Source organism: Streptomyces spinoverrucosus (assembly GCF_006539505.1).
Taxonomy (GTDB): Bacteria; Actinomycetota; Actinomycetes; order Streptomycetales; family Streptomycetaceae; genus Streptomyces; species Streptomyces spinoverrucosus.
This window is the reverse complement of record NZ_BJND01000027.1, coordinates 118908-144740: the sequence shown is the minus strand read 5'-3', so window position 1 is coordinate 144740 and position 25833 is coordinate 118908. Positions and strand designations below refer to the sequence as shown.

The following is a 25833-nucleotide window of genomic DNA, read 5'->3' as shown; positions in this document are numbered from 1 at the left end:
ACATGCCATGAGCGCCGAGGACCTCGAAAAGTACGAGACCGAGATGGAGCTCAAGCTCTACCGGGAGTACCGCGATGTCGTCGGTCTGTTCAAATACGTGATCGAGACCGAGCGGCGCTTCTACCTGACCAACGACTACGAGATGCAGGTGCACTCGGTCCAGGGAGAGGTGTTCTTCGAGGTGTCCATGGCGGACGCCTGGGTGTGGGACATGTACCGGCCGGCTCGGTTCGTGAAGCAGGTGCGTGTCCTCACGTTCAAGGACGTGAACATCGAGGAGCTGAACAAGAGCGATCTCGAACTGCCCAGTGGGTGATGAGCCGCAGCTGGCTCGGCCTTTGTCGCTCGTGTGGGTGACGAAGTTGTCCACAACCGCTGAGTAACACACCAAGATCCACTTCTTGGTGGCGGATGCGTGACCGTTGGCGCCCAAGGAGGTGCCGACATGAACGCACGAGACGCACTCGGCAGGTACGGCGAGGAACTGGCCGCCCGACGGCTGGTGGCCGCCGGTATGACGGTCCTGGAGCGCAACTGGCGCTGTGGCAGGACCGGTGAGATCGACATCGTGGCGCGGGACGGGGATGCCCTGGTCGTCTGCGAGGTGAAGACACGCAGGGCCGGCCGGTTCCAGCATCCGATGGCGGCGGTGCAACAGGAGAAGGCCCAGCGGCTGCGCGGCCTCGCCGAACGCTGGATCCACGCCCACGGAGGGGCACCACCGGGAGGCGTCCGCATCGACCTGATCGGCGTCGTCCTGCCCGACCGCGGCGCGCCCGTGGTCGAGCACGCGCGGGGGGTGGCCTGAGATGGGCTTCGCACGTACGTGCTCCGTCGCCCTCGTCGGGGTCGAGGGCGTGGTGGTGGAGGTCCAGGCCGACCTCGAACCGGGCGTCGCCGCGTTCACGCTGGTGGGGCTGCCGGACAAGAGCCTGACCGAGAGTCGGGACCGGGTGCGGGCGGCCGTGGTGAATTCGGGCGCCGAATGGCCGCAGAAGAAGCTCACGGTCGGACTCAGCCCGGCGTCCGTACCGAAGGCCGGCAGTGGGTTCGACCTGGCCGTCGCCTGCGCGGTGCTGGGGGCCAGTGAGCGGATCGACCCACGGGTGCTCGCCGACATCGTGATGATCGGAGAGCTCGGCCTGGACGGACGGGTGCGGCCGGTGCGCGGCATCCTGCCGGCGGTGCTGGCGGCGGCGAACGCGGGCTATGAGCAGGTGGTCGTACCCGAGTGCGCGGCCGCCGAGGCGTCGCTCGTCCCGGGGGTGTCCGTGCTGGGCGTCCGCAGTCTGCGCCAGCTGATCGCGGTCCTCGCGGACGAGCCCGTGCCGGAGGAGGAACCGGATACACACGGCCGCCCCGATCCCTTGCTCGCCGGGCTGCGCGTCCCTGGCACCGGCTCGGCCACGGGCATGCACAGCGTCGGCGCCGCCCAGCACGACCACGGGCACGACCTGGCCGACGTCGTGGGCCAGATCTCGGCGCGTACGGCGGTGGAGGTCGCCGCGGCCGGCGGACATCACCTGTTCCTGGAGGGTCCGCCCGGCGCCGGTAAGACGATGCTCGCGGAGCGGCTGCCGGGGATTCTGCCCCGGCTCACCCGCGAGGAGTCCCTGGAGGTCACGGCGGTGCACTCGGTGGCCGGGCTGCTGCCGCCCGGCAAGCCGCTGATCGACATCGCCCCGTACTGCGCCCCGCACCACTCGGCCACCATGCAGGCGCTCGTCGGCGGCGGCGCCGGCATCGCCCGGCCCGGCGCGGTGTCGCTCTCGCACCGAGGGGTGCTGTTCCTCGACGAGACGCCGGAGTTCAACAGCCAGGCCCTCGACGCCCTGCGGCAGCCCCTGGAGGCGGGGCATGTCGTGATTGCCCGCAGTGCCGGCGTGGTGCGGTTCCCGGCGAAGTTCCTGATGGTGCTCGCCGCCAACCCCTGCCCGTGCGGGCGCTTCTCCCAGCGGGACGACCTGTGCGAGTGCCCACCCTCGGCGATCCGCCGCTACCAGGCCCGGCTGTCGGGACCGCTGCTGGACCGGGTCGACCTCCGCGTCGAGGTGGACCGCGTCACGCGGGCCGAGCTCACCGACCGCGGCGCGCGCGGCGAGCCCACCGCGGCCGTCGCGGAACGCGTCCGCGCAGCCCGGGAACGGGCGGCCGCCCGCCTCGCGGGCACTCCATGGCGGACGAACAGCGAGGTGCCCGGCCGGGAGCTGCGCAGCCGCTGGTACGCCGCGATCGGCGCGATGGACGAGGCGGAGCGGAACCTGGAGCGCGGGGTGCTCACGGCTCGCGGTCTCGACCGGGTCCTGCGGGTCGCCTGGACCGTGGCGGACCTCGTGGGGCACGACCGGCCCGACGCGACGGACGTGGCCCTGGCGCTGCAACTGCGCACCGGCGTTCCACGCGGTGTGCCGATGGCCATCGGGGCCCTGACGTGACCGGCGGTGACGATCCGGACGACGAGCTGCTTGGTCGGATCTTTCTCACGCGGGTGCTCGAACCCGGTGATGAGGTCGCCGGGCGGTGGGTGCGGGAGTTGGGGGTTGGTGAGGTGGTGCGGCAGTTGCGGGGCGGTGGGGTGCCCTTGGCGGGGGTGAGTGACAAGCGGTGGGCAGGGCTGCTGGCGCGGGCTCGATGGGCCGAGCCGGAGCGGGACCTTGAGATGGCTCGGGCGGTCGGGGTGCGGTTCGTGTGCCCGGGGGAGACGGAGTGGCCGGGACAGCTCGATGATCTGGGGGACGGTCGGCCGCTGGGGCTCTGGGTGCGGGGGCGGGCCAGCCTGCGGATGTGGGCGCTGCGGTCCGTCGCCGTCGTGGGGGCGCGGGCCTGCACGGAGTACGGCGCCCATATGGCCGTCACCCTCGCCTGCGGCCTCGCCGAGCGCGGCTGGGTGGTCGTCTCCGGGGGCGCCTACGGCGTCGACGGCGCCGCCCACCGGGGCGCCCTCGGCGCCGGCGGAGCCACCGTCGCCGTACTGGCCTGTGGCGTGGACCGGCCCTATCCACGCGGGCACGCCCAGCTGATCGGCAGAATCGCCGATCAGGGGCTGGTGGTGGGCGAGCTGCCGCCGGGGGATCATCCGACGCCGAGCCGGTTCATCGTGCGCAACCGCGTGATCGCGGCGCTGACCAGGGGGACCGTGGTCGTCGAGGCCGCCCACCGCAGCGGCTCGCTCGTCACCGCGCGGGCGGCACAGCGGCTGGGGCGGCACACCATGGGTGTGCCCGGTCCGGCCACCAGCGCGCAGTCGGCCGGGGTACACGAGCTGCTGCGCGGGGAGGCGACGCTGGTCACCGACGCGGCCGAGGTCGTCGAGCTGATCGGTGACATGGGGGAGCTGGCCCCCGTCCGGCGCGGTCCGGTACTGCCGCGCGACCTGCTGGCTCCCGGCATCCGGCACGTCCTGGCCGCGCTGCCCGGGCGCGGGACGGCCACCGCCGGGGAGATCGCGCGGGGCGCGCCGACGACGGAGGACGACGCGATCGCGAGGCTGTACGAACTCAGGGCACTTGGTTACGTCGAACGACACGGCGACGGCTGGAAGTTGACACGCCAGGCGATGATCGCCCTTCGCGGCGGGCGGGACGGATGTTGACCGAGCGTGTTCGGCCGTCCGGGGGAATCCCGATGCCCTTGGGAAATCCGGCAGTTGGCGGGCCATGGCGGTCACGGAGAGCGACCGTCATGACCCGGCGGAGCGCTCCGTGGAACGTTTCTGCGCACGGTGCCCGCCTCGTCCTTCGCACACCGCGACTCTTCAGTCACGCTACGCTCACGAGGATTCCGACACAGTCCGGCAACTCGACACCAGAGCGACAGCTCACCCAGTACCACCCTTCACGGCAGAACGGCACAAGGCGACGAATGCCCCAGCACACCTCCGGGTCCGACCGGGCGGCGATCCCCCCAGCCGCCCGCGACGGTGGCAGCGATCGGCCGCCCGCTCCCTCGACGCTCGACGAGCTCTGGCGGTCGTACAAGGAGACGGGGGACGAGCGGCTGCGGGAGCAGCTGATTCTGCACTACTCGCCGCTGGTGAAATACGTGGCCGGGCGGGTGAGCGTGGGGCTGCCACCCAATGTCGAGCAGGCGGACTTCGTGTCGTCCGGGGTGTTCGGGCTGATCGACGCGATCGAGAAGTTCGACATCGACCGGGAGATCAAGTTCGAGACGTACGCGATCACGCGGATCCGGGGCGCGATGATCGACGAGCTGCGGGCGCTGGACTGGATTCCGCGGTCGGTGCGGCAGAAGGCGCGGAACGTGGAGCGGGCGTACGCGACGCTGGAGGCGCGGCTGCGGCGGACGCCGAGCGAAGGGGAGGTGGCCGCCGAGCTGGGCATCCCGGTGGATGAGCTGCACGCTGTTTTCAGCCAGTTGTCGCTGGCGAACGTGGTGGCGCTGGAGGAGCTGCTGCACGTCGGGGGCGACGGCGGCGACGGGCTGAGCGTCATGGACACGCTGGAGGACACCGCCGCCGACAATCCGGTGGAGGTGGCCGAGGACCGGGAGCTGCGGCGGTTCCTGGCGCGGGCGATCAACACGCTGCCCGAGCGGGAGAAGACCGTGGTCACGCTGTACTACTACGAGGGGCTCACGCTCGCCGAGATCGGCAATGTGCTGGGGGTGACCGAGAGCCGGGTGAGTCAGATCCACACCAAGTCCGTGCTTCAGTTGCGCGCGAAACTGGCCGGCTTCGGCCGTTGACCTGGCCGAACACCGGCGGGGTGGTGTGCTGCACTCCCGCCGGGGGTGGTGCGTCCGTAAAGTGGTCGGCGTGCCTAGGATTCGAGCGGCCTCCGTGGCCGAGCACCGGTCGATGCAGCGAGCCGCCCTGCTGGACGCGGCTCGTTCCCTGCTGTCCGAGGGCGGGACGGAGGCGCTGACCTTCCCGGCCCTCGCCGAGCGGACGGGGCTTGCGCGGTCGTCCGTGTACGAGTACTTCCGCTCCCGGGCCGCCGTGGTCGAGGAGCTGTGCGAGGTCGACTTCCCGGTCTGGGCGGCGGAGGTCGAGGCGGCGATGGCCGCGATGGACGGTGCCGAGGCCAAGGTCGAGGCGTATGTGCGCGCGCAGCTCGCGCTGGTGGGGGACCAGCGGCATCGGGCTGTCGTGGCGATCTCCGCGAGCGAGCTGGACGCCGGGGCCCGGGAGAAGATCCGGGCGGCGCATGGGGGGCTCGTGGCGATGATCGTGGAGGCGCTGCGGGAACTGGGGCACGCGGAGCCCCGGCTGGCGGCGATGCTGGTGCAGGGAGTGGTGGACTCGGCTGTGCGGCGGATCGAGCTGGGGGTGGAGGAGCCGTCGGTGGTGGCTGAGGCTGCGGTGGGGATGGTACTGCGGGGTGTGCGCGGCTGAAGGTTGGCTGGTGGTGAGCGGCGTTCGCGGCTGAGCGTTGGCTGGGGCTGAGCGCCGGTGGGGTGCGCAGCCCGGCGCGACGGGGTGCCGCCCGCGCCCACCCGTGCCGCCCCAGGCGGCACGATTGCCCGCGGACTGACGGACTGACGGACTGACGGACTGACGGACTGACGGACTGACGGCTCGCGGCGCGCATGCCCGCCGGACTCTCGGCCTGACGGCCCCGGCGGCGCGCATCCCCGCTACGGCGGCAGCGGCACCCCCAGTACCGGCAACAGGCGGGACGGTCCCCGGCGTAGGAGCCACGGGGGGAGTGCGGACAGCGGGTCCAGGTACGTGTCCCCTCTGCGTAGGCCCCAGTGGACGCATGTCGTCGTGCAGTGGGAACCCCTTGGCTCCACCGTGCCGACCACATCACCCGCCGCCACCTCGTCGCCTTTCCTCACCGACGCCCTCACCGGCTCGTACGTGGTTCGGAGAGGCGGCGTACCCGTGCCGCTCAGCTCCACCGACACCACACCCTTCCCGGCCACCCGCCCCGCGTACGAGACGCGGCCGGGGGCGATGGCTCGTACTGGTGTGCCGGGTGGGGCCGCAAGGTCCACGCCTCGGTGGCCACGGCCGTAGCGCGTCGCCGGGGGTTCCCAGCCGCGGAGGACCGGCGGGCGAAAGCCCACGGGCCAGGTGCGGCCGATCGCCGGTACCGGGGCGTCCGGCCTCGTCGGGGCAGGCGTCGGCGGGTCGGCCGCCAGGGCCGTAGGGGTCAGGACCACCGGCGCCACCACCAGCAGTAGCGCCCACGTCGCTCGTGCGCATCGCTTCGCTCGCATGGACCGAACCGTGCCGTATCAGCCGCGATCGCCGCCCAAGCCTGTGGAGTACCGCCGGGTTGTGGACAGCGGCGTCACCCGGCGGGTCGACGGTCCCGTACACTTCTGATGGCGATCCGGGTCACCGGGTCGACTTCGCACGCCCCGATACGGCCACCGGAAACGGTTCGTATCAGCGCCCCTCGGTCCTTCGTGGCACGGCGCACGTGGGCGTCAGGCGCGGGAGCCATCCGGCATCCGCGGCACAACCGAGAACATTCAAGGAGATACGGCCATGGCCGTCGTCACGATGCGGGAGCTGCTGGAAAGCGGCGTCCACTTCGGTCACCAGACCCGTCGCTGGAACCCGAAGATGAAGCGCTTCATCTTCACCGAGCGCAACGGCATCTACATCATCGACCTGCTCCAGTCGCTGTCGTACATCGACCGCGCCTACGAGTTCGTCAAGGAGACCGTCGCCCACGGCGGCACGGTCATGTTCGTCGGCACCAAGAAGCAGGCGCAGGAGGCCATCGCCGAGCAGGCCACCCGCGTCGGCATGCCCTACGTCAACCAGCGCTGGCTGGGCGGCATGCTCACCAACTTCTCGACCGTCTACAAGCGTCTGCAGCGCCTGAAGGAGCTTGAGCAGATCGACTTCGAGGACGTCGCGTCCTCCGGTCTGACCAAGAAGGAGCTTCTCGTGCTCTCGCGCGAGAAGGCCAAGCTGGAGAAGACCCTCGGCGGTATCCGCGAGATGCAGAAGGTGCCCAGCGCCGTCTGGATCGTGGACACCAAGAAGGAGCACATTGCTGTCGGTGAGGCCCGGAAGCTGAACATCCCGGTCGTCGCCATCCTCGACACCAACTGTGACCCGGACGAGGTCGACTACAAGATCCCGGGCAACGACGACGCGATCCGCTCCGTCACCCTGCTCACCCGCGTGATCGCCGACGCCGTCGCCGAGGGCCTGATCGCCCGCTCCGGTGGTGCCGGTGAGGGCAAGGGCGAGAAGGCCGAGGGCGAGCCGCTCGCCGAGTGGGAGCGCGACCTGCTCGAGGGTGAGAAGAAGGCCGAGGAGGCCCCGGCCGCCGCCGAGGCGCCCGCCGCTGAGGCTCCGGCCGCCGAGGCTCCGGCCGCTGAGGCTCCGGCTGCCGAGGGCGAGCAGGCCTGACCTCCGTCGGGACGTACGGCGGGGCGGTACTGAGCCAATAGCGCCTCCGGCGCGGTGAATTCCGCTCCCGCCGTTCACCCGTAGGTCAGCGGAAGGACAGCGCCCCCCGGCTACATGGGGGGCGCGTACCCCGTAGATCTTCGATCTTCCAGACTTCGAGAAAGATTCACAGACTCATGGCGAACTACACCGCCGCCGACGTCAAGAAGCTCCGCGAGCTCACCGGCGCCGGCATGATGGACTGCAAGAAGGCGCTGGACGAGGCCGAGGGCAACGTCGACAAGGCCGTCGAGGCGCTGCGCATCAAGGGTCAGAAGGGCGTCGCCAAGCGTGAGGGCCGCTCCGCCGAGAACGGCGCCGTGGTCTCCATCATCGCCGACGACAACTCCTCCGGCGTCCTGGTCGAGCTGAAGTGCGAGACGGACTTCGTCGCCAAGGGCGAGAAGTTCCAGGCCGTCGCCAAGGCGATCGCCGAGCACGTGGCCAAGACCTCCCCGGCGGACCTCGAGGCCCTGCTCGCCTCCGAGATCGAGGCCGGCAAGACCGTTCAGGCGTTCGTGGACGAGGCCAACGCCAACCTCGGCGAGAAGATCGTCCTGGACCGCTTCGCGCAGTTCGCCGACGGCTTCGTGCTCGCCTACATGCACCGCACGATGCCCGACCTGCCGCCGCAGATCGGTGTCCTCGTCGAGTTCGACAAGCCGAACGCCGAGGTCGCCAAGGGCGTCGCGCAGCACATCGCCGCCTTCGCGCCGAAGTACCTCTCCAAGGAGGACGTCCCGGCCGAGGTCGTGGAGACCGAGCGCCGGATCGCCGAGGAGACCACCCGCGCCGAGGGCAAGCCCGAGGCCGCGATCGCCAAGATCGTCGAGGGGCGTCTGAACGGCTTCTTCAAGGACGCCACACTGCTCGGCCAGCCGTACGCCCTCGACAACAAGAAGTCCGTCCAGAAGATCCTGGACGAGGCCGGTGTCACCCTGAAGCGCTTCGCGCGCATCAAGGTCGGCATCTGAGTCCGTACCGCGATCGACGCACGGCCCGGGGCGGAATGCCGCTAGGGTCGACCGCAGTCGTCCGCGTCGCTCACGTGGGCCGGCGCGCACGCGCGCGTGACGGACGACAGCAGATCTGACGAGGAGGCCATTGCCGCGTAGGGGATCAGAAACCCACCACCGGCAATGGCCTTCCTCGTATGTGCAACCCGTAAAAGAGGCGAGAACCCCATGACCACCAAGGCCCAGAAGAGCGACGACGGCAAAGTACGCGGCCGGTTTCTGCTGAAGCTGTCCGGAGAGGCCTTCTCCGGCGGCGGGGGCCTGGGCGTGGACCCCGACGTGGTGCACAAGATCGCCCATGAGATCGCGGCCGTCGTACGCGACGGCGCGCAGATCGCGGTCGTCATCGGCGGCGGCAACTTCTTCCGCGGCGCCGAACTGCAGGTGCGCGGCATGGACCGCGCCCGCTCCGACTACATGGGCATGCTCGGCACCGTGATGAACTGCCTCGCCCTCCAGGACTTCCTGGAGAAGGAGGGCATCCAGTGCCGGGTGCAGACCGCCATCACCATGGGGCAGGTCGCCGAGCCGTACATCCCGCTGCGCGCCGTACGGCACCTGGAGAAGGGCCGCGTGGTCATCTTCGGCGCCGGTATGGGCATGCCGTACTTCTCCACCGACACCACCGCCGCCCAGCGCGCCCTGGAGATCGACGCCGAGGCTCTGCTGATGGGCAAGAACGGGGTGGACGGGGTCTACGACTCCGACCCGAAGACCAACCCGGACGCGGTCAAGTTCGACTCGCTCGGCTACGGCGAGGTCATCACCCGCGACCTGAAGGTCGCCGACGCCACCGCCATCACGCTGTGCCGCGACAACAAGCTGCCGATCGTGGTCTTCGAACTGCTGAAGGAGGGCAATATCGCCCGCGCCGTCAAGGGTGAGAAGATCGGCACGCTGGTGGGTGAGCAGGGCAGCCGGGGCTGACCCGGTTTCAGCCATGCCGTCCGCCGGACGCCACCTGTACGGGGGACGGACGGGACGGACCCTGGCCGGGGGATGGACAATGGTCTGCCGGTCGGGAACCGTGCAGGAAGAAGACGCGACGCAGCCGGCCGCCGCCGCAAAGGAACCGCAGCCGGGCCTACTCAAGACACGCAGGAGCAAGTGGTGATCGAAGAGACCCTCCTCGAGGCCGAGGAGAAGATGGAGAAGGCCGTCGTGGTCGCCAAGGAGGACTTCGCCGCGATCCGCACCGGCCGTGCGCACCCGGCGATGTTCAACAAGATCGTGGCCGACTACTACGGCGCGCCGACGCCGATCAACCAGCTGGCTTCGTTCTCCGTGCCGGAGCCGCGGATGGCGGTCGTCACCCCGTTCGACAAGAGCGCGCTGCGCAATATCGAGCAGGCGATCCGCGACTCCGACCTGGGCGTCAACCCGAGCAACGACGGCAACATCATCCGGGTGGTGTTCCCCGAGCTGACCGAGGAGCGCCGGCGCGAGTACATCAAGGTCGCCAAGGGCAAGGGCGAGGACGCCAAGGTGTCCATCCGCTCCGTCCGCCGCAAGGCCAAGGACGCCATCGACAAGCTGATCAAGGACGGCGAGGTCGGTGAGGACGAGGGCCGTCGTGCGGAGAAGGAGCTCGACGACACCACGGCGAAGTACGTCGCCCAGGTGGACGAGCTGCTCAAGCACAAGGAAGCCGAGCTGCTCGAGGTCTGATGAACGACTCTCCCTGGGGGGCGCCGCCCCACGCCGGGTACTGGGGGCCGTCCGACCGAGGGCCTGTCCAGGGGGCCGCCCCGGCGGGTCCCACGTACGATGCGCTTGACGCGCAGCAGACTCGCCCCATGCCCATCGTGCCCGACGTATCCGCTCATGGCGGAAGCCAGGATGACGACCGGGGGGCCGCTCGGCTGAGCGGCCCCTTGTTCCGCGACGAGAGCCCGTCGGCGCCGCCCTACGGCACGGTGCCGCAGAATCCGGAGCCCATGCACGACGCCCCTCAGCCGGCGCCCGCACCGCAGAAGAAGAGTGCGGGCCGTGACCTGGGTGCGGCGATAGGGGTCGGGGTCGGGCTCGGTGCGGTGATCATCGCGTCCCTGTTCATCGTCAAGGCGGTGTTCGTCGGGGTCGTGGCGGTGGCCGTCGTGGTGGGCCTGTGGGAGCTGACCAAGCGGCTGGACGAGCGCAAGGGCATTCACGCGCCGCTGGTTCCGCTCGCGGTCGGCGGTGCGGCGATGGTCGTCGCCGGGTATGTGCGGGGCGCCGAGGGTGCGTGGATGGCGATGGCGCTCACCGCGCTGGCGGTGCTGGTCTGGCGGATGACGGAACCGCCGGAGGGCTATCTCAAGGACGTCACGGCCGGGGTTTTCGCGGCCTTCTACGTGCCGTTCCTGGCGACGTTCGTCGCGATGATGCTGACCGCGGAGGACGGGCCGCAGCGGGTGTTCATGTTCCTGCTGCTCACCGTGGTCAGCGACACCGGCGCCTACGCCGTCGGCTGGCGCTTCGGGCGGCACAAGCTCGCCCCGCGCATCAGTCCCGGCAAGACCCGTGAGGGCCTGGTCGGCGCGGTCAGCTTCGCCATGGCCGCGGGTGCGCTGTGCATGGAGTTCCTGATCGACGACGGCACGTGGTGGCAGGGCCTGCTCCTGGGCCTCGCGGTCGCCGCGAGCGCGACGCTGGGCGACCTCGGCGAGTCGATGATCAAACGCGACCTGGGCATCAAGGACATGGGCACGCTGCTGCCGGGTCATGGCGGCATCATGGACCGCCTGGACTCGTTGCTGCCTACGGCGCCGGTGGTGTGGTTGTTGCTGGTGCTGTTCGTGGGCTCTGGCTGATCGTTGGGTGACCGCCCCATGGGTGGGCCTGTAGGGTCCGCCCATGGGGCGCGCGTCTGGGGGACGACGGGAGATATCACGGCGATCTGCCGTGCCGGTGGTGTGACACGCTGATCGACCAGGGTGGGCGGCGAAGGCCGAGGCTGTACTGCCGCTTCTCCCACCGGCTGAAGAATTACGGCGCGTGGGTTGTCACGTTGGTCGCCGGGCTCTTCTGAGCTGCCGGCCGACTTCGCGGCGGCACTGGCCGCGCAATCGATCTGCGACACTGGTTGAGCCATGCCTAAGCCCGGAGAACTCACATTCGTCGCCCCGCGCGGAGCCAAGAAGCCGCCGCGGCATCTTGCCGATCTCACGCCTGCCGAGCGCAAGGACGCTGTTGCCGAGATCGGTGAGAAGCCGTTTCGTGCCAAGCAGCTCTCGCAGCACTACTTCGCGCGGTACGCGCACGATCCCGAGCAGTGGACCGACATCCCCGCCGCGTCGCGGGGGAAGCTGCGGGAGGCGTTGCTTCCGGAGCTGATGACCGTCGTGCGGCATCTGTCGACGGACCAGGGCACCACTCGCAAGACGCTGTGGCGGCTGTTCGACGGGACGCTCGTCGAGTCGGTGCTGATGCGGTACCCGGACCGGGTGACCATGTGCATCAGCTCGCAGGCCGGGTGCGGTATGAACTGCCCCTTCTGTGCCACCGGGCAGGCCGGGCTCGACCGGAATCTGTCCACCGCCGAGATCGTGCACCAGATCGTCGACGGCATGCGGGCGCTGCGCGACGGCGAGGTGCCCGGCGGGCCCGCGCGGCTGTCCAACATCGTCTTCATGGGCATGGGCGAGCCCCTCGCCAACTACAAGCGCGTCGTCGGCGCCATCCGCGCCCTCACCGACCCCGAGCCGGACGGGCTCGGGCTCTCGCAGCGCGGCATCACCGTGTCGACCGTCGGGCTCGTCCCGGCGATCCACCGGTTCTCCGACGAGGGCTTCAAGTGCCGCCTGGCCATCTCGCTGCACGCCCCCGACGACGAGCTGCGCGACACCCTCGTTCCCGTCAACACCCGGTGGAAGGTGCGCGAGGTGCTCGACTCGGGGTTCGAGTACGCCGCCAAGTCCGGGCGTCGGCTGTCCATCGAGTACGCGCTGATCCGGGACATCAACGACCAGGCCTGGCGCGGTGACCGGCTCGGCCGGCTGCTCAAGGGCAGGCCCGTGCACGTCAATCTCATCCCGCTCAACCCGACGCCCGGGTCCAAGTGGACCGCGTCCCGGCCCGAGGACGAGAAGGCGTTCGTCGAGGCCATCGCCGCGCATGGTGTACCGGTGACGATCCGGGACACCCGTGGTCAGGAGATCGACGGGGCGTGTGGTCAGCTCGCGGCCACCGAGCGGTAGTCTGACGCCGTACACATCTTCATATTCATCTGCATATTCCGGCAGGGGAGCGCCACAGCGCTGAGAGTGCGGCAGCCATATCTTGGTGGGCCGCAGACCCTCTGAACCTCGCCCAGGTCATTCTGGGTAGGGAGATCGGTCGTCACTCAAGCTGTTGCGCCCTGCCCGGGAACCCGTTTGAGGTCCCGGGCAGGGCCGCGTCTCTTCCTGGTCAGCCAGGAGGACATCAGTGAGCAACACCAAGAAGTTCACAGCCGTCGCCGTCGGGCTGGGCCTGTTCACGCTGTCCGCGTGCGGGTCCGGCGAGTCCGGCAGCGGGGGTTCCGGGGACTCCAAGACGGTCACCCTCGTCAGCCACGACTCATGGGTCGTGTCCAAGAGCGTGATCGCCGACTTCGAGAAGCAGTCCGGCTACCAGGTCAAGGTCCTCAAGGACGGCGACGCCGGCCAGGCCGTCAACAAGGCCATCCTGACCAAGGACAACCCGCAGGGCGACGTACTCTTCGGCGTCGACAACACCCTGCTGTCCCGCGCGCTCGACAACGACCTCTTCCAGTCGTACGAGGCGAAGGGCGCCGACCAGGTCAAGCCGGAGTACCGGGTCGACCAGGACCAGCACCGGGTCACGCCCGTCGACACCGGCGACATCTGCGTCAACTACGACAAGGCCTACTTCAGCGAGCGCGAGCTGGACCCGCCGAAGACCCTCGACGACCTGGTCAAGCCCGAGTACAAGAACCTCCTCGTCACCGAGAACGCCTCGACCTCCTCACCCGGCCTCGGCTTCCTGCTCGGCACCGCCGCCAAGTACGGCGACGACGGCTGGGAGGGCTACTGGAAGAAGCTGAAGGCCAACGGCGTGAAGGTCGTCGACGGCTGGGAGCAGGCGTACAACGAGGAGTTCTCCGGTTCCGCGAGCGGCAAGAAGGCGGGCGGCGACCGGCCGCTGGTCGTGTCGTACGCCTCCTCGCCGCCCGCCGAGGTCGTCTTCGCCGACCCGAAGCCGAAGACGGCCCCGACCGGCGTGGCCACCGGCACCTGCTTCCGGCAGGTGGAGTACGCCGGGCTGCTGAGCAACGCGCAGAACCCCGAGGGGGGCAAGGCGTTGCTCGACTTCCTGCTCAGCAAGCAGTTCCAGGACGACATGCCGCTGAACATGTTTGTCTACCCGGTGCGGGAGGGCGCCCAGGTGCCCGAGGAGTTCGTGAAGTACGGCCCGCAGGCCGAGGATCCCGAGACCATGGACCCGGCGAAGATCGCCGAAAACCGTGACGAGTGGGTCAAGTCGTGGACGTCTCTCGTACTGAAGTAGCCGCCAGGAGGCGCTTCAAGCGGGGTGGCGCGGCGCGGCTCGGGCTTCTCGCCCTGCCCGTCGCGTTCTTCGCCATCTTCTTCGCCTACCCCGTCGCCGCGATCGTCGGCCGTGGGCTGAAGGCCGACGGGACCTGGCAGTTCGGGCGACTTGTCGACGTACTGACCCAGTCCGACATCCGGCACGTGTTGTGGTTCACCACCTGGCAGGCCCTCGCCTCCACCGCGCTGACGCTGCTGATCGCGCTGCCCGGCGCGTATGTGTTCGCCCGGTTCGACTTCCCCGGCAAGCAGGTGCTGCGGGCGGTCGTGACCGTGCCGTTCGTGCTGCCGACGGTCGTGGTCGGTACGGCGTTCCTGGCGCTGGTCGGGCGCGGTGGGCTGCTGGACGAGCTGTGGGGCGTACGGCTGGACACCACCGTGTGGGCGATCCTGTTCGCGCATGTCTTCTTCAACTACGCGGTCGTCGTACGGACGGTCGGCGGACTCTGGGCGCAGCTCGACCCACGGCAGGAGGAGGCCGCGCGGATGCTGGGCGCCTCGCGCCTCACCGCCTGGCGGACCGTCACCCTGCCCGCCCTCGCGCCCGCCGTCGCCGCTGCCGCGCTGATGGTCTTCCTGTTCACCTTCACCTCCTTCGGTGTGGTGCAGATCCTCGGCGGGCCCACCTTCTCCACCCTCGAAGTGGAGATCTACCGGCAGACGACGGAGGTCTTCGACCTCACCACCGCCGCCGTGCTGACAATGGTCCAGTTCATGGCGGTGGGCGCGGTGCTCGCCGTGCACGCCTGGACCGTACGGCGGCGGGAGACCGCCCTGCGGCTGGTGGACGCGTCCGTGACCGCGCGCCGGCCGCGCGGGGCCGGGCAGCGGGCGCTGCTGGCCGGTGTCCTGGTCACCGTCGCCGTACTGCTTCTGCTGCCGCTGGCCGTGCTGGTGCAACGCTCCCTGGACGCGCCCGGCTTCGCCTACTACCGGGCGCTGACCAGCGACGACGGCGGCACTTTCCTCGTCCCGCCGATCGACGCGATCGGCAATTCGCTGTCGTACGCCGTCGTCGCCACCGCGATCGCCGTGCTGGTCGGCGGGCTCGCCGCCGTGGCGCTGACCCGGCGGGACGCGGGGCGGTTCGTGCGCGGGTTCGATGCGCTGCTGATGCTGCCGCTGGGCGTGTCCGCGGTGACGGTCGGGTTCGGGTTCCTGATCGCGCTCGACGAGCCGCCGCTGGATCTGCGCGCCTCGTGGATTCTGGTGCCGCTGGCGCAGGCGCTGGTCGGGGTGCCGTTCGTCGTACGCACCATGCTGCCGGTGCTGCGGGCTGTGGACGTACGGCTGCGTGAGGCGGCGGCCGTGCTCGGGGCGTCGCCGTGGCGGGCGTGGCGTGAGGTGGATCTGCCGATGGTGCGGCGGGCGTTGCTGGTCGCGGCCGGGTTCGCGTTCGCGGTGTCGCTGGGGGAGTTCGGGGCGACCGTGTTCATCGCGCGGCCGGACAATCCAACGTTGCCGGTCGCCGTGGCGCGGCTGCTGGGGCGGCCCGGTGATCTCAACTACGGGCAGGCGATGGCCCTTTCGACGATTCTGATGGTGGTGTGCGCGGTGGCGCTGCTGGTGCTGGAGCGGCTGCGGACCGACCGGACGGGGGAGTTCTGATGCTGCTCGGCCTGGAGAAGGCGACCGTACGGTTCGGTGGGCGGGCCGTGCTGGACGGGGTGGATCTGTCCGTCGCCGAGCACGAGGTGGTGTGCGTGCTCGGGCCCAGCGGCAGCGGCAAGTCGACGTTGTTGCGGGTGGTGGCCGGGCTGCAACCGCTGGATTCCGGGCGGGTGTTGCTCGACGGGCGGGACCAGGCCGGGGTGCCCGCGCATCAGCGGGGGGTCGGGTTGATGTTCCAGGACCATCAGCTGTTCCCGCAGCGGGATGTCGGCGGCAATGTGGCGTTCGGGCTGCGCATGCACGGGGCGTCCCGCGGCGAACAGGAGTCCCGGGTCCGGGAGTTGCTGGACCTGGTCGGGCTGCCCGGTGCCGCGCGCCGGGCGGTCGCCGCGCTGTCCGGCGGTGAGCAGCAGCGGGTGGCCCTGGCCCGGGCGCTGGCGCCGCGGCCGAGACTGCTGATGCTGGACGAGCCGCTCGGCCAGCTGGACCGGTCGCTGCGGGAGCGGCTGGTGGTGGAACTGCGGGAGCTGTTCGGCCGGTTGGGGACGACCGTGCTCGCGGTGACGCACGACCAGGGGGAGGCCTTCGCGCTGGCCGACCGGGTCGTGGTGATGCGCGACGGGCGGATCGCGCAGTCCGGTACGCCGCTTCAGGTGTGGCAGCGGCCCGCGGACGAGTTCGTGGCACGCTTCCTCGGCTTCGACAACGTGGTCGACGCGACCGTGAGCGGGCAGATCGCGGACACGGCTTGGGGAAAGCTGCCGGTGCCGGAGGGCGCGGCGCAAGGGCCGGGGACGGTGCTCGTACGGCCCGCCGGTGTGCGCCTCGTGGCCGCGGACGCCGGGCTGCGGTGCACGGTGGCCGCGCGGACGTTCAAGGGCACCCATGTCGCCGTACATCTGCAACCCGTCGACGGCGCGCCCCGGTTGGAGGCGGCATGTGCGTTGCGCGAGGCGCCGGAGGTGGGGGAGACGGTGGGCGTCGAGTTCGACGCGGCGGAAATCGTCGTGCTCGGCTGATCCGGGCGCTCGTAGAGTGCGGGCATGACGCGACTCGCACATGACCGTTACTGCGACGAAATCGCCCATCAGGTGGGTCTGCTGAGGTCTGTCGTGACCTCCGGGGCCGATCTTTCGGCCACCGTGCCGACCTGCCCCGACTGGTCCCTGGAACAGCTCGTGCGGCATATGGGCCAGGCCCTGATGTGGGTGGAGCTGCTCGTGCGCACCCGGTCCGAGGTGGAGATCCCGGAGGAGCGGGTGCCGGGGGCCGACGGGCCCGCGGTGCGGGGGGACGCAGCCGCGCTGGACGCCTGGCTGGGTGAGGCCGGGGAGAGGGTCGTGGGCACGCTGCGGGAGGCGGGGCCGCATGCCAAGGTGTGGGGGTGGGCGGGGGTGCCCGACGCCGGGTTCTGGGCGCGGCGGATGACCCACGAGATCACCGTCCACCGTGCCGACGCCACGCTGGCCGCCGGGTTGCCGTACGAGGTGGCTCCCGATGTGGCCGCCGATGCGATCGACGAGTGGCTGGAGATCGTGGAGTTCGTGCAGCGGACCATGCCGCACGACGCGGCGCGTGAGCTGCGCGGGCCGGGGAAAAGCATCCATTTGCACGCCACGGACACCGGGCCCGAGCTGGACGCCGAGTGGATCGTCGAGCTCACCGAGGACGGGGTCGTCTGGCGGCGCGGCCACGAGAAGGCGACGGTGGCGCTGCGCGGACCGCTCACCTCGGTGCTGCTGGCGTTCTACCGGCGGCTGCCGCTGGACAGTGCGGAGGTGGAGGTGCTGGGCGAGCGGGAGTTGCTGGAGTTCTGGCTGGAGCGGGCGACGTTCGGCTGAGGGCCGCCGTACGGCCGATGGCCCGTCCCCTCACACGAGGCGAGGGGGCGGGCCACTGTTGCTCACACCGTGCGCGAGGGGTCAGCGGTCGCTGTTCGCCCCACGGCGGCGCATGCCGAAGAACACCGCGCCGCCACCCACGACAACCAGGGCCGCGGCAATACCGGCGATCAGGCCGGTGTTGGAGTCGGCGCCGGTCTCGGCGAGGTTGGAGTCACCGGCCGCGGGCGACGGGGCGTTGCTCGCGGCGGCTGCGGGCGGGGTGCTGCCGTCCTCGGAGGCCGAGGGGGTCGACGGGGTCGACGGGGTCGGCGTAGCGGACTCGGCCGGGGTCGAGGGGGTGGCCGACGGCTCCGGCGTCGTCTCCGACGGGGTCGGCGTCGGGGTGTCCTTGGTTGTGCAGGCCGTGGCCGGGGTGACCAGGTTCGGCATGTCCTCGTCCACGTAGCGCGCGGCCTTGACGTGGATGCGGTACGTCGCGTTCGGCTGCCAGTCCTCGGTGAAGGTGATCGTGGTGCCCTCGCGGGAGCCCTTGACCTCCTGCTCGCCGACCCTGCGCTCGTCGGCGTTGTTGTTCTGCAGGTACACGGTGACGGTCGCCGGGACACCGGCGGGATCCACGTCCGTGACGGTGATGACGCCCTTTGTGCCGTCGCACTTGGCTTCGGCCGAGAAATCACCGATGTTGCAGGCGAGCGCGTTGCCCGCGGCGCCGAGCGCGAGCGCGGCGGAGGCGGCGGTGACACCGAGAATGCGCACGGAACGACGTGCGGTACGGCGAGTTATGGACACGTTTGTCCTTCATGGATGCGCGAATTGCGGGGGGTTGAGGGGCAGATGAGGCACCAGCGACCGCCGGGGCCCCTTCTTCCCCAGGAGGCTCAGGTTTATAAGCGCTCCATAAGCAGTGTCAATCCGTGGGCGCGCTCTGTCCGTTGGCTTTGCTCGCTTATTAACCGCCAAGACGTTTCAACGCGTCCGGAGCCTCCTCGATCCCGTCGACCAGCGCGATACGCGCCTCCATCGACCGCTCCCGGGCGAGGGACTGGAGCAGCGGCCAGGTCGGGAGCCGGTCGGTCCAGTGCTCCCGGTTCACCAGGACCATGGGGGTGGGTTCGCCGCGCGACTCGTAGTAGTTCGGGGTCGCGTTGTCGAAGATCTCCTGTACGGTGCCGGCGGCGCCCGGCAGGAACACCACACCGGCGGTGCAGCGGGCCAGCAGGCCGTCCTCGCGGGTGGCGTTGGCGAAGTACTTGGCGATGTGCGCGGCGAAGGCGTTCGGCGGTTCGTGGCCGTAGAACCAGGTCGGGATGCCGACCGAGGGCCCGCCGTCCGGCCAGCGTTCGCGCACCTCGAAGGCGGTGCGGGCCCAGTCGGTGATCGACGGTACGAACATCGGGGTCGTAGCCAGGAGTTGGAGCGCCTGGTCGAGCATGTCGTCGGCGTGCGGAGCCGCGTACGCGCCGAGGTTCGCCGCCTCCATCGCGCCGGGGCCTCCGCCGGTCGCGACGGTGAACCCGGCGCGCGCCAGCTCACGACCGAGGCGCGCGGCACCGGCGTACGCCTCCGTGCCGCGCGCCATCGCGTGCCCGCCCATGACACCCACGACCCGTGCGCCGACGAGGAGTTCGTCCAGCGCGTCGGAGATGGCGTCGTCGTGCACGGCGCGCAGCATCGACGCGAAGACGTCGCCGTCGGCCTTGGTCTGCTGGAACCAGGCGTAGGACAAGGCGTCCGGCGTGCCCTCGTACCCCTTCTCCAGGCCGTCGAACAGCTCGTCGGGGGTGTAGACGAAGCCGCGGTACGGATCGAAGGGCAGGTCCGGTATGGGCGGGAAAACCAGGGCGCCCGCGGCGGCGACCCGGGTGGCCGCGGCGTCCGTCATGGGGCAGCCGAGGAAGACGGCGCCGGTGACGTCGACGGCGAGCAGCGCGTCCGTACGGGCCGTCAGATCGACGGCTTGGACGCGGAATCGGACGAGCGTGCCGTGGGTGGCGACGACCTCGTCGAACTCGGCGAGCGACTCGATCTCGCGGTCGTGGGAGGCGGTGTGGGTGGCGTGGGCGGGTGGCGTGGCGTGCACCCGCCCATGCTAGGCGCGCGCCTCGCTCAGCCCTCGATGGCCCCCGGGTCCATCCACACGACCTCCCAGGTGTGGCCGTCCAGGTCGTCGAAGGACCGGCCGTACATGAAGCCCTGGTCCTGCACCTTGTCCGACGCGGTACCGCCGGCGGCGACCGCCTTCTCTACCAGCTCGTCGACCTTCTCGCGGCTCTCCGCGCTCAGGCACAGCAGCACCTCGCTGGTCTTCGTGGCGTCCACGATCTCCTTCTGCGTGAAGGTCGCGTAGAACGGCTTGGTGAGCAGCATCACGACGATGGTGTCGCTGATCACGACCGACGACGCGTTCTCGTCGCTGAACTGCTGGTTGATCGAGTAGCCGAGCTCGGTGAAGAACTTCTTCGAGGCGTCGAGGTCGTTCACGGGCAGGTTCACGAAGATCATCTGCTGGTACATCTGCGGTCTCTCCCATCGGTGTTGTGCCGTTCGGTGGGGTAGACCCGGGGGTGGTGCGGAACTCATCGCCGGGCGTGGACTTTTTTTGTACGAGTTTTCAGCGGGCGTCTCAGCGGGTCAGCGGCTGTGCGGCGAGCGCGGCGACGACGAGGGTCAGCGGGGCGAACACCGCGACCAGGGCGGCGGCCCGCACCGTGGCGGCGGCGCGCAGCATGGCCGTGGGGGCGCCGAGACGGACCAGGGCCGCGGTGGTGTCGGCGCGGGCGTGCTTGGCCTCCACGGCTGTGGTGAGCAGGGTGGCCAGGGTGCAGCCCCCTACGAGGAGTGCGCCGAGGGTGGTGAGGGGGCCGAAGGTGGGGCCGTCGGGCTTCTGCAGGGCGGCCATGGCGTAGGCGGCGGACGCGACCGCGCAGACGATGCCGAGGGGGCGGCCGATGCGTGACGCCTCCTCCATCAGGACACGGCCGGCCAGGAGGCGCAGGGCGCCGGGGCGGAGGGTCTGGAGGAGGCGGCCGCATACGTACGTGATGCCGGGGCCGGCGACGGCGAGGGCGATCGCGGTGAGCAGCCAGCCGAGGAGGACGCCCACGGGGCCGCTGGTGAGGCCGCCGGGCATGTCGGTGGTGGCGGTGGTGTTTCCGGCGTAGGCCTCCACGGCGAGACCGGCGGCGAGGGTGGCGATGCTCCAGGGGAGGGTGGCGGTGGGGTTGGGGTGCTTGGCCGAGGTTTCGGGGGCGGACGGTGACGGTGCGCCCGCGGCGGGGCCGACGGGTTCCTGCTCGGCGGCGGCCGCGGGTGGTTGCCGCTCGTCGTCGCGCGGCCCCCGCCTCAGATGCGCGCCGAAACGCCCGTACGCCCCGAACGTCTCCCGCATCGCCCCGCTCCCGTACGCCCCGAAGCGGCCGAACCCCCTGAGCGGGCCCCGGGTCGGTGCCGGGCTCGGCTCGCGCGGGCGCAGGACCAGGGCCACCGACAGGGACGCGGCTGCTGGGACCAGGGACAGCAGGGTCAGGGTCCCCGGAACCGGGAGGGGCCGGCCCGCCGCCAGGAACTGGGCCGCCGCTCCGTCGAAGGGCATGCCGGTGATGTCGCCGCGCAGGTGGAGGAAGACGAGGAGGGCCAGCATCGAGCCCAGGGCCGTGGACAGAGCTGTCGTCGTGGCCGAGACGGCCATCAGGCGGGCCGGGCCCAGGCCGATCGCCGACAGGCCGGGGCGGGGACGGGTGCCGGGGTCCGTGCGGGCGACGGCGACGGCGAAGTGGACCGTGGCGGCCAGCGGGACCGTGCACCAGCCGAGGCGGAGCAGGGCGGCGGGGGGATCGTCCGGGTGGCTGAGCGCGTAGCCGAGGGTGCACAGCAGCAAAAGGCCCGTTCCGGCCGACGCCGCCGCGACGAGCAGGCGGCGCAGCTGGACGGCCGGGTGGGCACTGCGGGTCAGACGGAGAGCGAGCACGCGGCCCGGCCTTCCGACTCGGGGACCGGCGGCAGGTGCACGGTGGTGACGCACCGACCGTCCAGGAGGGAGACGGTGCGATCGGCCTGGGCCGCGGTCTGCGGGTCGTGGGTGGCAAGGACCACCGTGATGCCGTGCGAGCGGGCCGCCGTGGTGAGCGTGCGCAGCACGTGCCCCCGGTCGGCGTGGTGCAGCGGGGCGGTGGGCTCGTCGGCGAACAGGACCGTCGGCGCGGGGGCCAGCGCACGGGCGATACACACCCGCTGCCGCTCGGCCTGACGCAGTTCGTGCGGGCGCCGGCGGGCGCAGTTGCCGACGTCGAGGCGGTCCAGCCACTCCAGGGCGACCGTCTTGGCCCGCCGCCGACTGGTGCCGCGCAGCATCAGCGGGAGCGCGGCGTTCTCCCAGACGTTCAGCTCCGGTACGAGGACGGGGGCGGGGTCGATCCAGCCGAACCGGTCGCGGCGCAGCCGTTCGCGGGTGACGGGGCCCATGGTGTGCACGGGGACGCTGTTGAACCAGACCTCGCCGTCGCGGGGCCGCAGCAGGCCGGACAGACAGGCCAGCAGCGTGCTCTTGCCGCTGCCGCGCGGGCCGGTGACGGCGAGGATCTCGGCCACCTGGACGCCCAGCGAGACACCGCTCAGCCCGGGGGAGCCGTCGGGGTGCTGGAAGTGCAGGGCGCGTGCCCAGAGGACGTCGTTGTCCGGCGGAGCCACCATGGGCGTACACCTCAGTTCGGATCCGTATGTGCCGTGCCAGGTCCCTCGTGCGGGGGAACGAAGGCTGGGCCGATCGGTCACTGGGCACGCTAGGCAGCGGCCACCGGGCTCCCGGACAGCACACGGCCCCGGGCCGCCGTTTCTCACTCGAACGGACGGCACCGGGGCCGTGGTTGATCATCCCGAAGGAAGATCACCGCGTCAGCTGATCACAGCTTCGTCCACGCCTCCGTCAGGGTGGCGCGCAGGATCTGCTCGATCTCGTCGAAGGTCTCCTGGTTGGAGATCAGCGGCGGCGCGAGCTGGACGACCGGGTCGCCGCGGTCGTCGGCACGGCAGTACAGGCCGTTGTCGAACAGGGCCTTGGACAGGAAGCCGTACAGGACGCGCTCGGTCTCCTCGTCGTTGAACGTCTCCTTCGTGGCCTTGTCCTTGACCAGCTCGATGCCGTAGAAGAAGCCGTTGCCGCGGACGTCGCCGACGATCGGCAGGTCGTGCAGCTTCTGCAGGGTGGCGAGGAAGGCGCCCTCGTTGTCGAGCACGTGCTGGGGGAGGTTCTCGCGCTCGAACAGGTCGAGGTTGGCCAGGCCCACCGCGGCCGACACCGGGTGGCCGCCGAAGGTGTAGCCGTGCAGGAAGGTGTTGTCGCCCTTGTAGAACGGCTCGGCGATGCGGTCGGAGACGATGCACGCGCCGATCGGGGAGTAGCCCGAGGTCATGCCCTTGGCGCAGGTGATCATGTCCGGGACGTAGCCGAACTTGTCGCAGGCGAAGATCGTTCCGAGGCGGCCGAAGGCGCAGATGACCTCGTCCGACACGAGCAGGACGTCGTACTGGTCGCAGATCTCGCGCACCCGCTGGAAGTAGCCGGGCGGCGGCGGGAAGCAGCCACCGGCGTTCTGCACCGGCTCCAGGAAGACGGCGGCGACCGTCTCCGGGCCCTCGAAGAGGATCTGCTGCTCGATCTGGTCGGCGGCCCAGCGGCCGAAGGCCTCGGGGTCGTCGCCGTGGATCGGCGCGCGGTAGATGTTGGTGTTCGGGACCTTGTGCGCGCCCGGGACCAGCGGCTCGAAGGGGGCCTTCAGAGCGGGCAGGCCGGTGATGGACAGGGCGCCCTGCGGGGTGCCGTGGTAGGCGACCGCGCGGGAGATGACCTTGTACTTGGTCGGCTGGCCCTTGAGCTTGAAGTACTGCTTGGCGAGCTTCCAGGCGGTCTCGACCGCCTCGCCGCCGCCGGTGGTGAAGAAGACCTTGTTCAGATCGCCCGGCGCGTAGTCGGCGAGGCGCTCGGCCAACTCGACGGCCTTGGGGTGGGCGTAGGACCACACCGGGAAGAACGCCAGCTCCTGGGCCTGCTTGGACGCGGTCTCGGCGAGCTCGACGCGGCCGTGTCCGGCCTGGACCACGAACAGACCCGCCAGACCGTCGAGGTAGCGCTTGCCCTTGTCGTCGTAGATGTAGGTGCCCTCACCGCGCACGATCGTCGGTACGGGGGAGTTCTCGTACGAGGACATGCGGGTGAAGTGCATCCACAGGTGGTCGTACGCGGATTTGCTGAGGTCCTTGGTACTCACGGTTATCGGGTTCCCCACATGTAGGTCTGCTTCTTGAGCTTCAGATAGACGAAGCTCTCGGTGGAGCGCACGCCGGGCAGGGCCCGGATGCGTTTGTTGATGACGTCCAGCAGGTGGTCGTCGTCCTCGCAGACGATCTCGGCGAGGATGTCGAACGAGCCCGCGGTCATCACCACGTACTCGACTTCCGACATGCCGGTCAGCGCGTCGGCCACGGACTCCGTGTCGCCCTCGACGTTGATCCCGACCATCGCCTGTCGGCGGAAGCCCACGGTGAGCGGGTCCGTGACGGCGACGATCTGCATCACGCCCTGGTCGAGCAGCTTCTGCACGCGCTGGCGCACGGCCGCCTCGGACAGGCCGACGGCCTTGCCGATGGCGGCGTACGGCCGGCGGCCGTCCTCCTGGAGCTGCTCGATGATGGCGAGGGAGACGGCATCCAGCTGGGGACTGCCGTTTCTCGGGTCTGCGCTTCGACTGGCCACGACGTCACTGTGCACGACGTCTCGACAGTTTTGCAAGCCTTGATCGATGAAATTCGTTGTTCATGGGCTCGAAGCTTGCGGATTTCGCAGATATGGCGCGTCGGGGGGTGTTGAAACCGTGGGACTACCGATTAGGGTGGGTGTCTCAGTGATTGGACACCCGACTTTGGAGGGCCGGCAGTGAGCACCGAGCTGCGTCGTCTGCGCAACTACATCGACGGAGAGTTCCGGGACGCCGCCGACGGACGGACCACCGAGGTGGTGAACCCGGCCACCGGCGAGGCGTACGCCACCGCCCCGCTGTCCGGGCAGGCCGACGTCGACGCCGCGATGGCGGCCGCCGAGGCCGCGTTCCCGGGGTGGCGGGACACGACCCCGGCCGAGCGGCAGAAGGCCCTCCTGAAGATCGCCGACGCGTTCGAGGAGCGTGCCGAGGACCTGATCGCGGCCGAGGTGGAGAACACGGGCAAGCCGGTGGGGCTGACCCGCTCCGAGGAGATCCCGCCGATGGTCGACCAGATCCGCTTCTTCGCGGGCGCGGCCCGGATGCTGGAGGGCCGCTCGGCCGGTGAGTACATGGACGGGATGACCTCGATCATCCGCCGTGAGCCGGTCGGCGTCTGCGCGCAGGTCGCGCCGTGGAACTACCCGATGATGATGGCCGTGTGGAAGTTCGCCCCGGCGATCGCGGCGGGCAACACGGTCGTACTGAAGCCGTCGGACACCACCCCGGCGTCCACCGTGCTCATCGCGGAGATCCTCGGGGAGATCCTGCCCAAGGGCGTCTTCAACGTCATCTGCGGTGACCGCGAGACCGGCCGCATGATGGTCGAGCACCCGACCCCGGCGATGGCCTCCATCACCGGCTCGGTGCGCGCCGGCATGTCGGTCGCCGAGTCCGCCGCCAAGGACGTCAAGCGGGTCCACCTGGAGCTGGGCGGCAAGGCGCCGGTCGTCGTCTTCGAGGACACCGACATCGCCAAGGCCGTCGAGGACATCTCCGTGGCGGGCTTCTTCAACGCCGGGCAGGACTGTACGGCGGCCTGCCGCGTCCTGGTCCACGAGGCGATCCACGACGAGTTCGTCGCCGCCCTCGCCAAGGCCGCGGCCGACACGAAGACCGGCCGGCCGGACGACGAGGACGTGCTGTACGGGCCGCTGAACAACCCCAACCAGCTCAAGCAGGTCGAGGGCTTCATCGAGCGGCTGCCCGCGCACGCGCGCGTGGAGGCCGGCGGCAAGCGCGTCGGCGACAAGGGCTACTTCTTCGCGCCGACCGTCGTCTCGGGCGTCACGCAGGACGACGAGATCATCCAGAAGGAGGTCTTCGGGCCGGTCATCACCGTCCAGTCCTTCCGCGACGAGGACCAGGCGGTCGCGTACGCCAACGGCGTCGAGTACGCCCTCGCGTCCTCCGTCTGGACCAAGGACCACGGCCGCGCGATGCGGATGTCCAAGAAGCTCGACTTCGGCTGCGTGTGGATCAACACCCACATCCCGCTGGTCGCCGAGATGCCGCACGGCGGCTTCAAGAAGTCCGGCTACGGCAAGGACCTGTCGGCGTACGGCTTCGACGACTACACGCGGATCAAGCACGTCATGACCTCGCTGGAGGCGTGAGGTTCCCATGGCTCGCGGCCCCGGACGGAGGACGGACCGTCCGGGGCCGTGGTCTGTCCGGGCGGTGTCCTGCGGTGATCGACAAGGT

The 25833-nt window shown here is 70.3% G+C and carries 25 protein-coding genes; 17 read left to right on the top strand and 8 right to left on the bottom strand.

The features are described 5' to 3' along the window. Positions 1-7: 7 nt before the first annotated feature. The 6 genes from SSP24_RS20495 (at position 8) to SSP24_RS20470 (ending at position 5353) form a co-directional block, all read left to right on the top strand. Entirely contained in the window at positions 8-316 is a 309-nt protein-coding gene (locus SSP24_RS20495; protein ID WP_003993268.1) for a DUF2469 domain-containing protein, read from the top strand. Positions 317-445: 129 nt separating this feature from the next. Beyond that, complete coding sequence (locus tag SSP24_RS20490; RefSeq protein WP_141311111.1) at positions 446-808, top strand: YraN family protein; 363 nt, start codon at positions 446-448, stop codon at positions 806-808. A 1-nt stretch (position 809) separates the two neighbouring features. Next, complete coding sequence (locus SSP24_RS20485; protein ID WP_141311110.1) at positions 810-2435, top strand: YifB family Mg chelatase-like AAA ATPase; 1626 nt, start codon at positions 810-812, stop codon at positions 2433-2435. Further along, positions 2432-3592: a DNA-processing protein DprA gene (gene dprA / locus SSP24_RS20480; RefSeq protein WP_141311109.1), complete on the top strand. Its 1161-nt coding sequence runs from the start codon at positions 2432-2434 to the stop codon at positions 3590-3592. The genes SSP24_RS20485 and dprA overlap by 4 nt, the downstream gene beginning before the upstream one ends. A 269-nt stretch (positions 3593-3861) precedes the next feature. Next, complete coding sequence (whiG, locus tag SSP24_RS20475) at positions 3862-4704, top strand: RNA polymerase sigma factor WhiG (protein WP_141311108.1); 843 nt, start codon at positions 3862-3864, stop codon at positions 4702-4704. 94 nt (positions 4705-4798) lie between these two features. Next, positions 4799-5353 carry a TetR/AcrR family transcriptional regulator gene (locus SSP24_RS20470; RefSeq protein ID WP_141311134.1) on the top strand — a complete coding sequence of 185 codons (555 nt, stop codon included), beginning with the start codon at positions 4799-4801 and terminating at the stop codon, positions 5351-5353. 242 nt (positions 5354-5595) lie between these two features. Here SSP24_RS20470 and SSP24_RS20465 read toward each other — a convergent pair whose 3' ends face one another. Continuing rightward, positions 5596-6183 (bottom strand): murein hydrolase activator EnvC family protein, encoded by a 588-nt coding sequence (locus SSP24_RS20465; protein ID WP_141311107.1) that lies wholly within the window; start codon positions 6181-6183, stop codon positions 5596-5598. 274 nt (positions 6184-6457) lie between these two features. Between SSP24_RS20465 and rpsB the strand changes: the two genes are divergently transcribed. From rpsB to SSP24_RS20415, 10 genes are all read left to right on the top strand, one after another. Then, positions 6458-7336 (top strand): 30S ribosomal protein S2, encoded by an 879-nt coding sequence (gene rpsB / locus SSP24_RS20460; protein ID WP_141311106.1) that lies wholly within the window; start codon positions 6458-6460, stop codon positions 7334-7336. Between the two features lie 176 nt (positions 7337-7512). Continuing rightward, positions 7513-8349: a translation elongation factor Ts gene (tsf, locus tag SSP24_RS20455; RefSeq protein WP_141311105.1), complete on the top strand. Its 837-nt coding sequence runs from the start codon at positions 7513-7515 to the stop codon at positions 8347-8349. A 210-nt stretch (positions 8350-8559) separates the two neighbouring features. Next, complete coding sequence (gene pyrH / locus SSP24_RS20450) at positions 8560-9318, top strand: UMP kinase (protein ID WP_141311104.1); 759 nt, start codon at positions 8560-8562, stop codon at positions 9316-9318. 183 nt (positions 9319-9501) lie between these two features. Further along, a complete protein-coding gene (gene frr, locus SSP24_RS20445; protein ID WP_014675285.1) occupies positions 9502-10059 on the top strand; it encodes a ribosome recycling factor in 558 nt (185 codons plus the stop codon). Next, complete coding sequence (locus SSP24_RS20440) at positions 10059-11183, top strand: phosphatidate cytidylyltransferase (protein WP_141311103.1); 1125 nt, start codon at positions 10059-10061, stop codon at positions 11181-11183. The genes frr and SSP24_RS20440 overlap by 1 nt, the downstream gene beginning before the upstream one ends. 279 nt (positions 11184-11462) lie before the next feature. After that, on the top strand, positions 11463-12569 hold the full coding sequence (rlmN, locus tag SSP24_RS20435) for a dual-specificity RNA methyltransferase RlmN (RefSeq protein WP_141311102.1): 1107 nt from the start codon (positions 11463-11465) through the stop codon (positions 12567-12569). Between the two features lie 229 nt (positions 12570-12798). Continuing rightward, on the top strand, positions 12799-13881 hold the full coding sequence (locus SSP24_RS20430) for a thiamine ABC transporter substrate-binding protein (RefSeq protein WP_141311101.1): 1083 nt from the start codon (positions 12799-12801) through the stop codon (positions 13879-13881). Then, positions 13857-15530 (top strand): ABC transporter permease, encoded by a 1674-nt coding sequence (locus SSP24_RS20425; RefSeq protein ID WP_141311100.1) that lies wholly within the window; start codon positions 13857-13859, stop codon positions 15528-15530. Before SSP24_RS20430 ends, SSP24_RS20425 begins: the two co-directional genes overlap by 25 nt. Beyond that, positions 15530-16552 (top strand): ABC transporter ATP-binding protein, encoded by a 1023-nt coding sequence (locus SSP24_RS20420; RefSeq protein WP_141311099.1) that lies wholly within the window; start codon positions 15530-15532, stop codon positions 16550-16552. The genes SSP24_RS20425 and SSP24_RS20420 overlap by 1 nt, the downstream gene beginning before the upstream one ends. A gap of 24 nt (positions 16553-16576) precedes the next feature. Then, the gene (locus SSP24_RS20415) at positions 16577-17374 is read left to right on the top strand and encodes a maleylpyruvate isomerase family mycothiol-dependent enzyme (protein ID WP_141311098.1); all 798 of its coding nucleotides are present in this window, start codon (positions 16577-16579) and stop codon (positions 17372-17374) included. An 81-nt stretch (positions 17375-17455) separates the two neighbouring features. On the opposite strand, the gene SSP24_RS20410 is transcribed toward SSP24_RS20415, so the two are convergent. The 7 genes from SSP24_RS20410 to SSP24_RS20380 all read right to left on the bottom strand — a co-directional run bounded on the left by SSP24_RS20410 (position 17456) and on the right by SSP24_RS20380 (position 24140). Next, on the bottom strand, positions 17456-18166 hold the full coding sequence (locus SSP24_RS20410) for an LAETG motif-containing sortase-dependent surface protein (RefSeq protein WP_141311097.1): 711 nt from the start codon (positions 18164-18166) through the stop codon (positions 17456-17458). A 160-nt stretch (positions 18167-18326) separates the two neighbouring features. Further along, positions 18327-19457 carry an LOG family protein gene (locus tag SSP24_RS20405; protein WP_141311096.1) on the bottom strand — a complete coding sequence of 377 codons (1131 nt, stop codon included), beginning with the start codon at positions 19455-19457 and terminating at the stop codon, positions 18327-18329. Positions 19458-19483: 26 nt separating this feature from the next. Further along, a complete protein-coding gene (locus SSP24_RS20400) occupies positions 19484-19891 on the bottom strand; it encodes a VOC family protein (RefSeq protein ID WP_141311095.1) in 408 nt (135 codons plus the stop codon). A gap of 109 nt (positions 19892-20000) precedes the next feature. Continuing rightward, positions 20001-21344, bottom strand: a complete 1344-nt coding sequence (locus SSP24_RS20395; protein ID WP_141311094.1) for a hypothetical protein — start codon at positions 21342-21344, stop codon at positions 20001-20003. Next, a complete protein-coding gene (locus SSP24_RS20390; protein WP_141311093.1) occupies positions 21326-22066 on the bottom strand; it encodes an ABC transporter ATP-binding protein in 741 nt (246 codons plus the stop codon). Before SSP24_RS20390 ends, SSP24_RS20395 begins: the two co-directional genes overlap by 19 nt. A gap of 209 nt (positions 22067-22275) precedes the next feature. Continuing rightward, positions 22276-23640, bottom strand: a complete 1365-nt coding sequence (locus SSP24_RS20385; RefSeq protein ID WP_141311092.1) for an aspartate aminotransferase family protein — start codon at positions 23638-23640, stop codon at positions 22276-22278. A 2-nt stretch (positions 23641-23642) separates the two neighbouring features. Then, positions 23643-24140 (bottom strand): Lrp/AsnC family transcriptional regulator, encoded by a 498-nt coding sequence (locus SSP24_RS20380; protein WP_141311091.1) that lies wholly within the window; start codon positions 24138-24140, stop codon positions 23643-23645. A 165-nt stretch (positions 24141-24305) separates the two neighbouring features. Between SSP24_RS20380 and SSP24_RS20375 the strand changes: the two genes are divergently transcribed. Then, entirely contained in the window at positions 24306-25745 is a 1440-nt protein-coding gene (locus SSP24_RS20375) for a gamma-aminobutyraldehyde dehydrogenase (protein WP_141311090.1), read from the top strand. The last annotated feature ends 88 nt before the right edge of the window (positions 25746-25833 follow it).

Excerpts from the sequence above, each read along its gene's own strand:
- SSP24_RS20390 (WP_141311093.1), bottom strand. The coding sequence starts at position 22,066 with ATGGTGGCTCCGCCGGACAACGACGTCCTCTGGGCACGCGCCCTGCAC.
- SSP24_RS20420 (WP_141311099.1), top strand. The coding sequence starts at position 15,530 with ATGCTGCTCGGCCTGGAGAAGGCGACCGTACGGTTCGGTGGGCGGGCC.
- SSP24_RS20485 (WP_141311110.1), top strand. The coding sequence starts at position 810 with ATGGGCTTCGCACGTACGTGCTCCGTCGCCCTCGTCGGGGTCGAGGGC.
- SSP24_RS20400 (WP_141311095.1), bottom strand. The coding sequence starts at position 19,891 with ATGTACCAGCAGATGATCTTCGTGAACCTGCCCGTGAACGACCTCGAC.
- SSP24_RS20415 (WP_141311098.1), top strand. The coding sequence starts at position 16,577 with ATGACGCGACTCGCACATGACCGTTACTGCGACGAAATCGCCCATCAG.
- SSP24_RS20465 (WP_141311107.1), bottom strand. The coding sequence starts at position 6,183 with ATGCGAGCGAAGCGATGCGCACGAGCGACGTGGGCGCTACTGCTGGTG.
- rpsB (WP_141311106.1), top strand. The coding sequence starts at position 6,458 with ATGGCCGTCGTCACGATGCGGGAGCTGCTGGAAAGCGGCGTCCACTTC.
- SSP24_RS20490 (WP_141311111.1), top strand. The coding sequence starts at position 446 with ATGAACGCACGAGACGCACTCGGCAGGTACGGCGAGGAACTGGCCGCC.
- rlmN (WP_141311102.1), top strand. The coding sequence starts at position 11,463 with ATGCCTAAGCCCGGAGAACTCACATTCGTCGCCCCGCGCGGAGCCAAG.
- pyrH (WP_141311104.1), top strand. The coding sequence starts at position 8,560 with ATGACCACCAAGGCCCAGAAGAGCGACGACGGCAAAGTACGCGGCCGG.
- SSP24_RS20440 (WP_141311103.1), top strand. The coding sequence starts at position 10,059 with ATGAACGACTCTCCCTGGGGGGCGCCGCCCCACGCCGGGTACTGGGGG.
- whiG (WP_141311108.1), top strand. The coding sequence starts at position 3,862 with ATGCCCCAGCACACCTCCGGGTCCGACCGGGCGGCGATCCCCCCAGCC.
- tsf (WP_141311105.1), top strand. The coding sequence starts at position 7,513 with ATGGCGAACTACACCGCCGCCGACGTCAAGAAGCTCCGCGAGCTCACC.
- SSP24_RS20495 (WP_003993268.1), top strand. The coding sequence starts at position 8 with ATGAGCGCCGAGGACCTCGAAAAGTACGAGACCGAGATGGAGCTCAAG.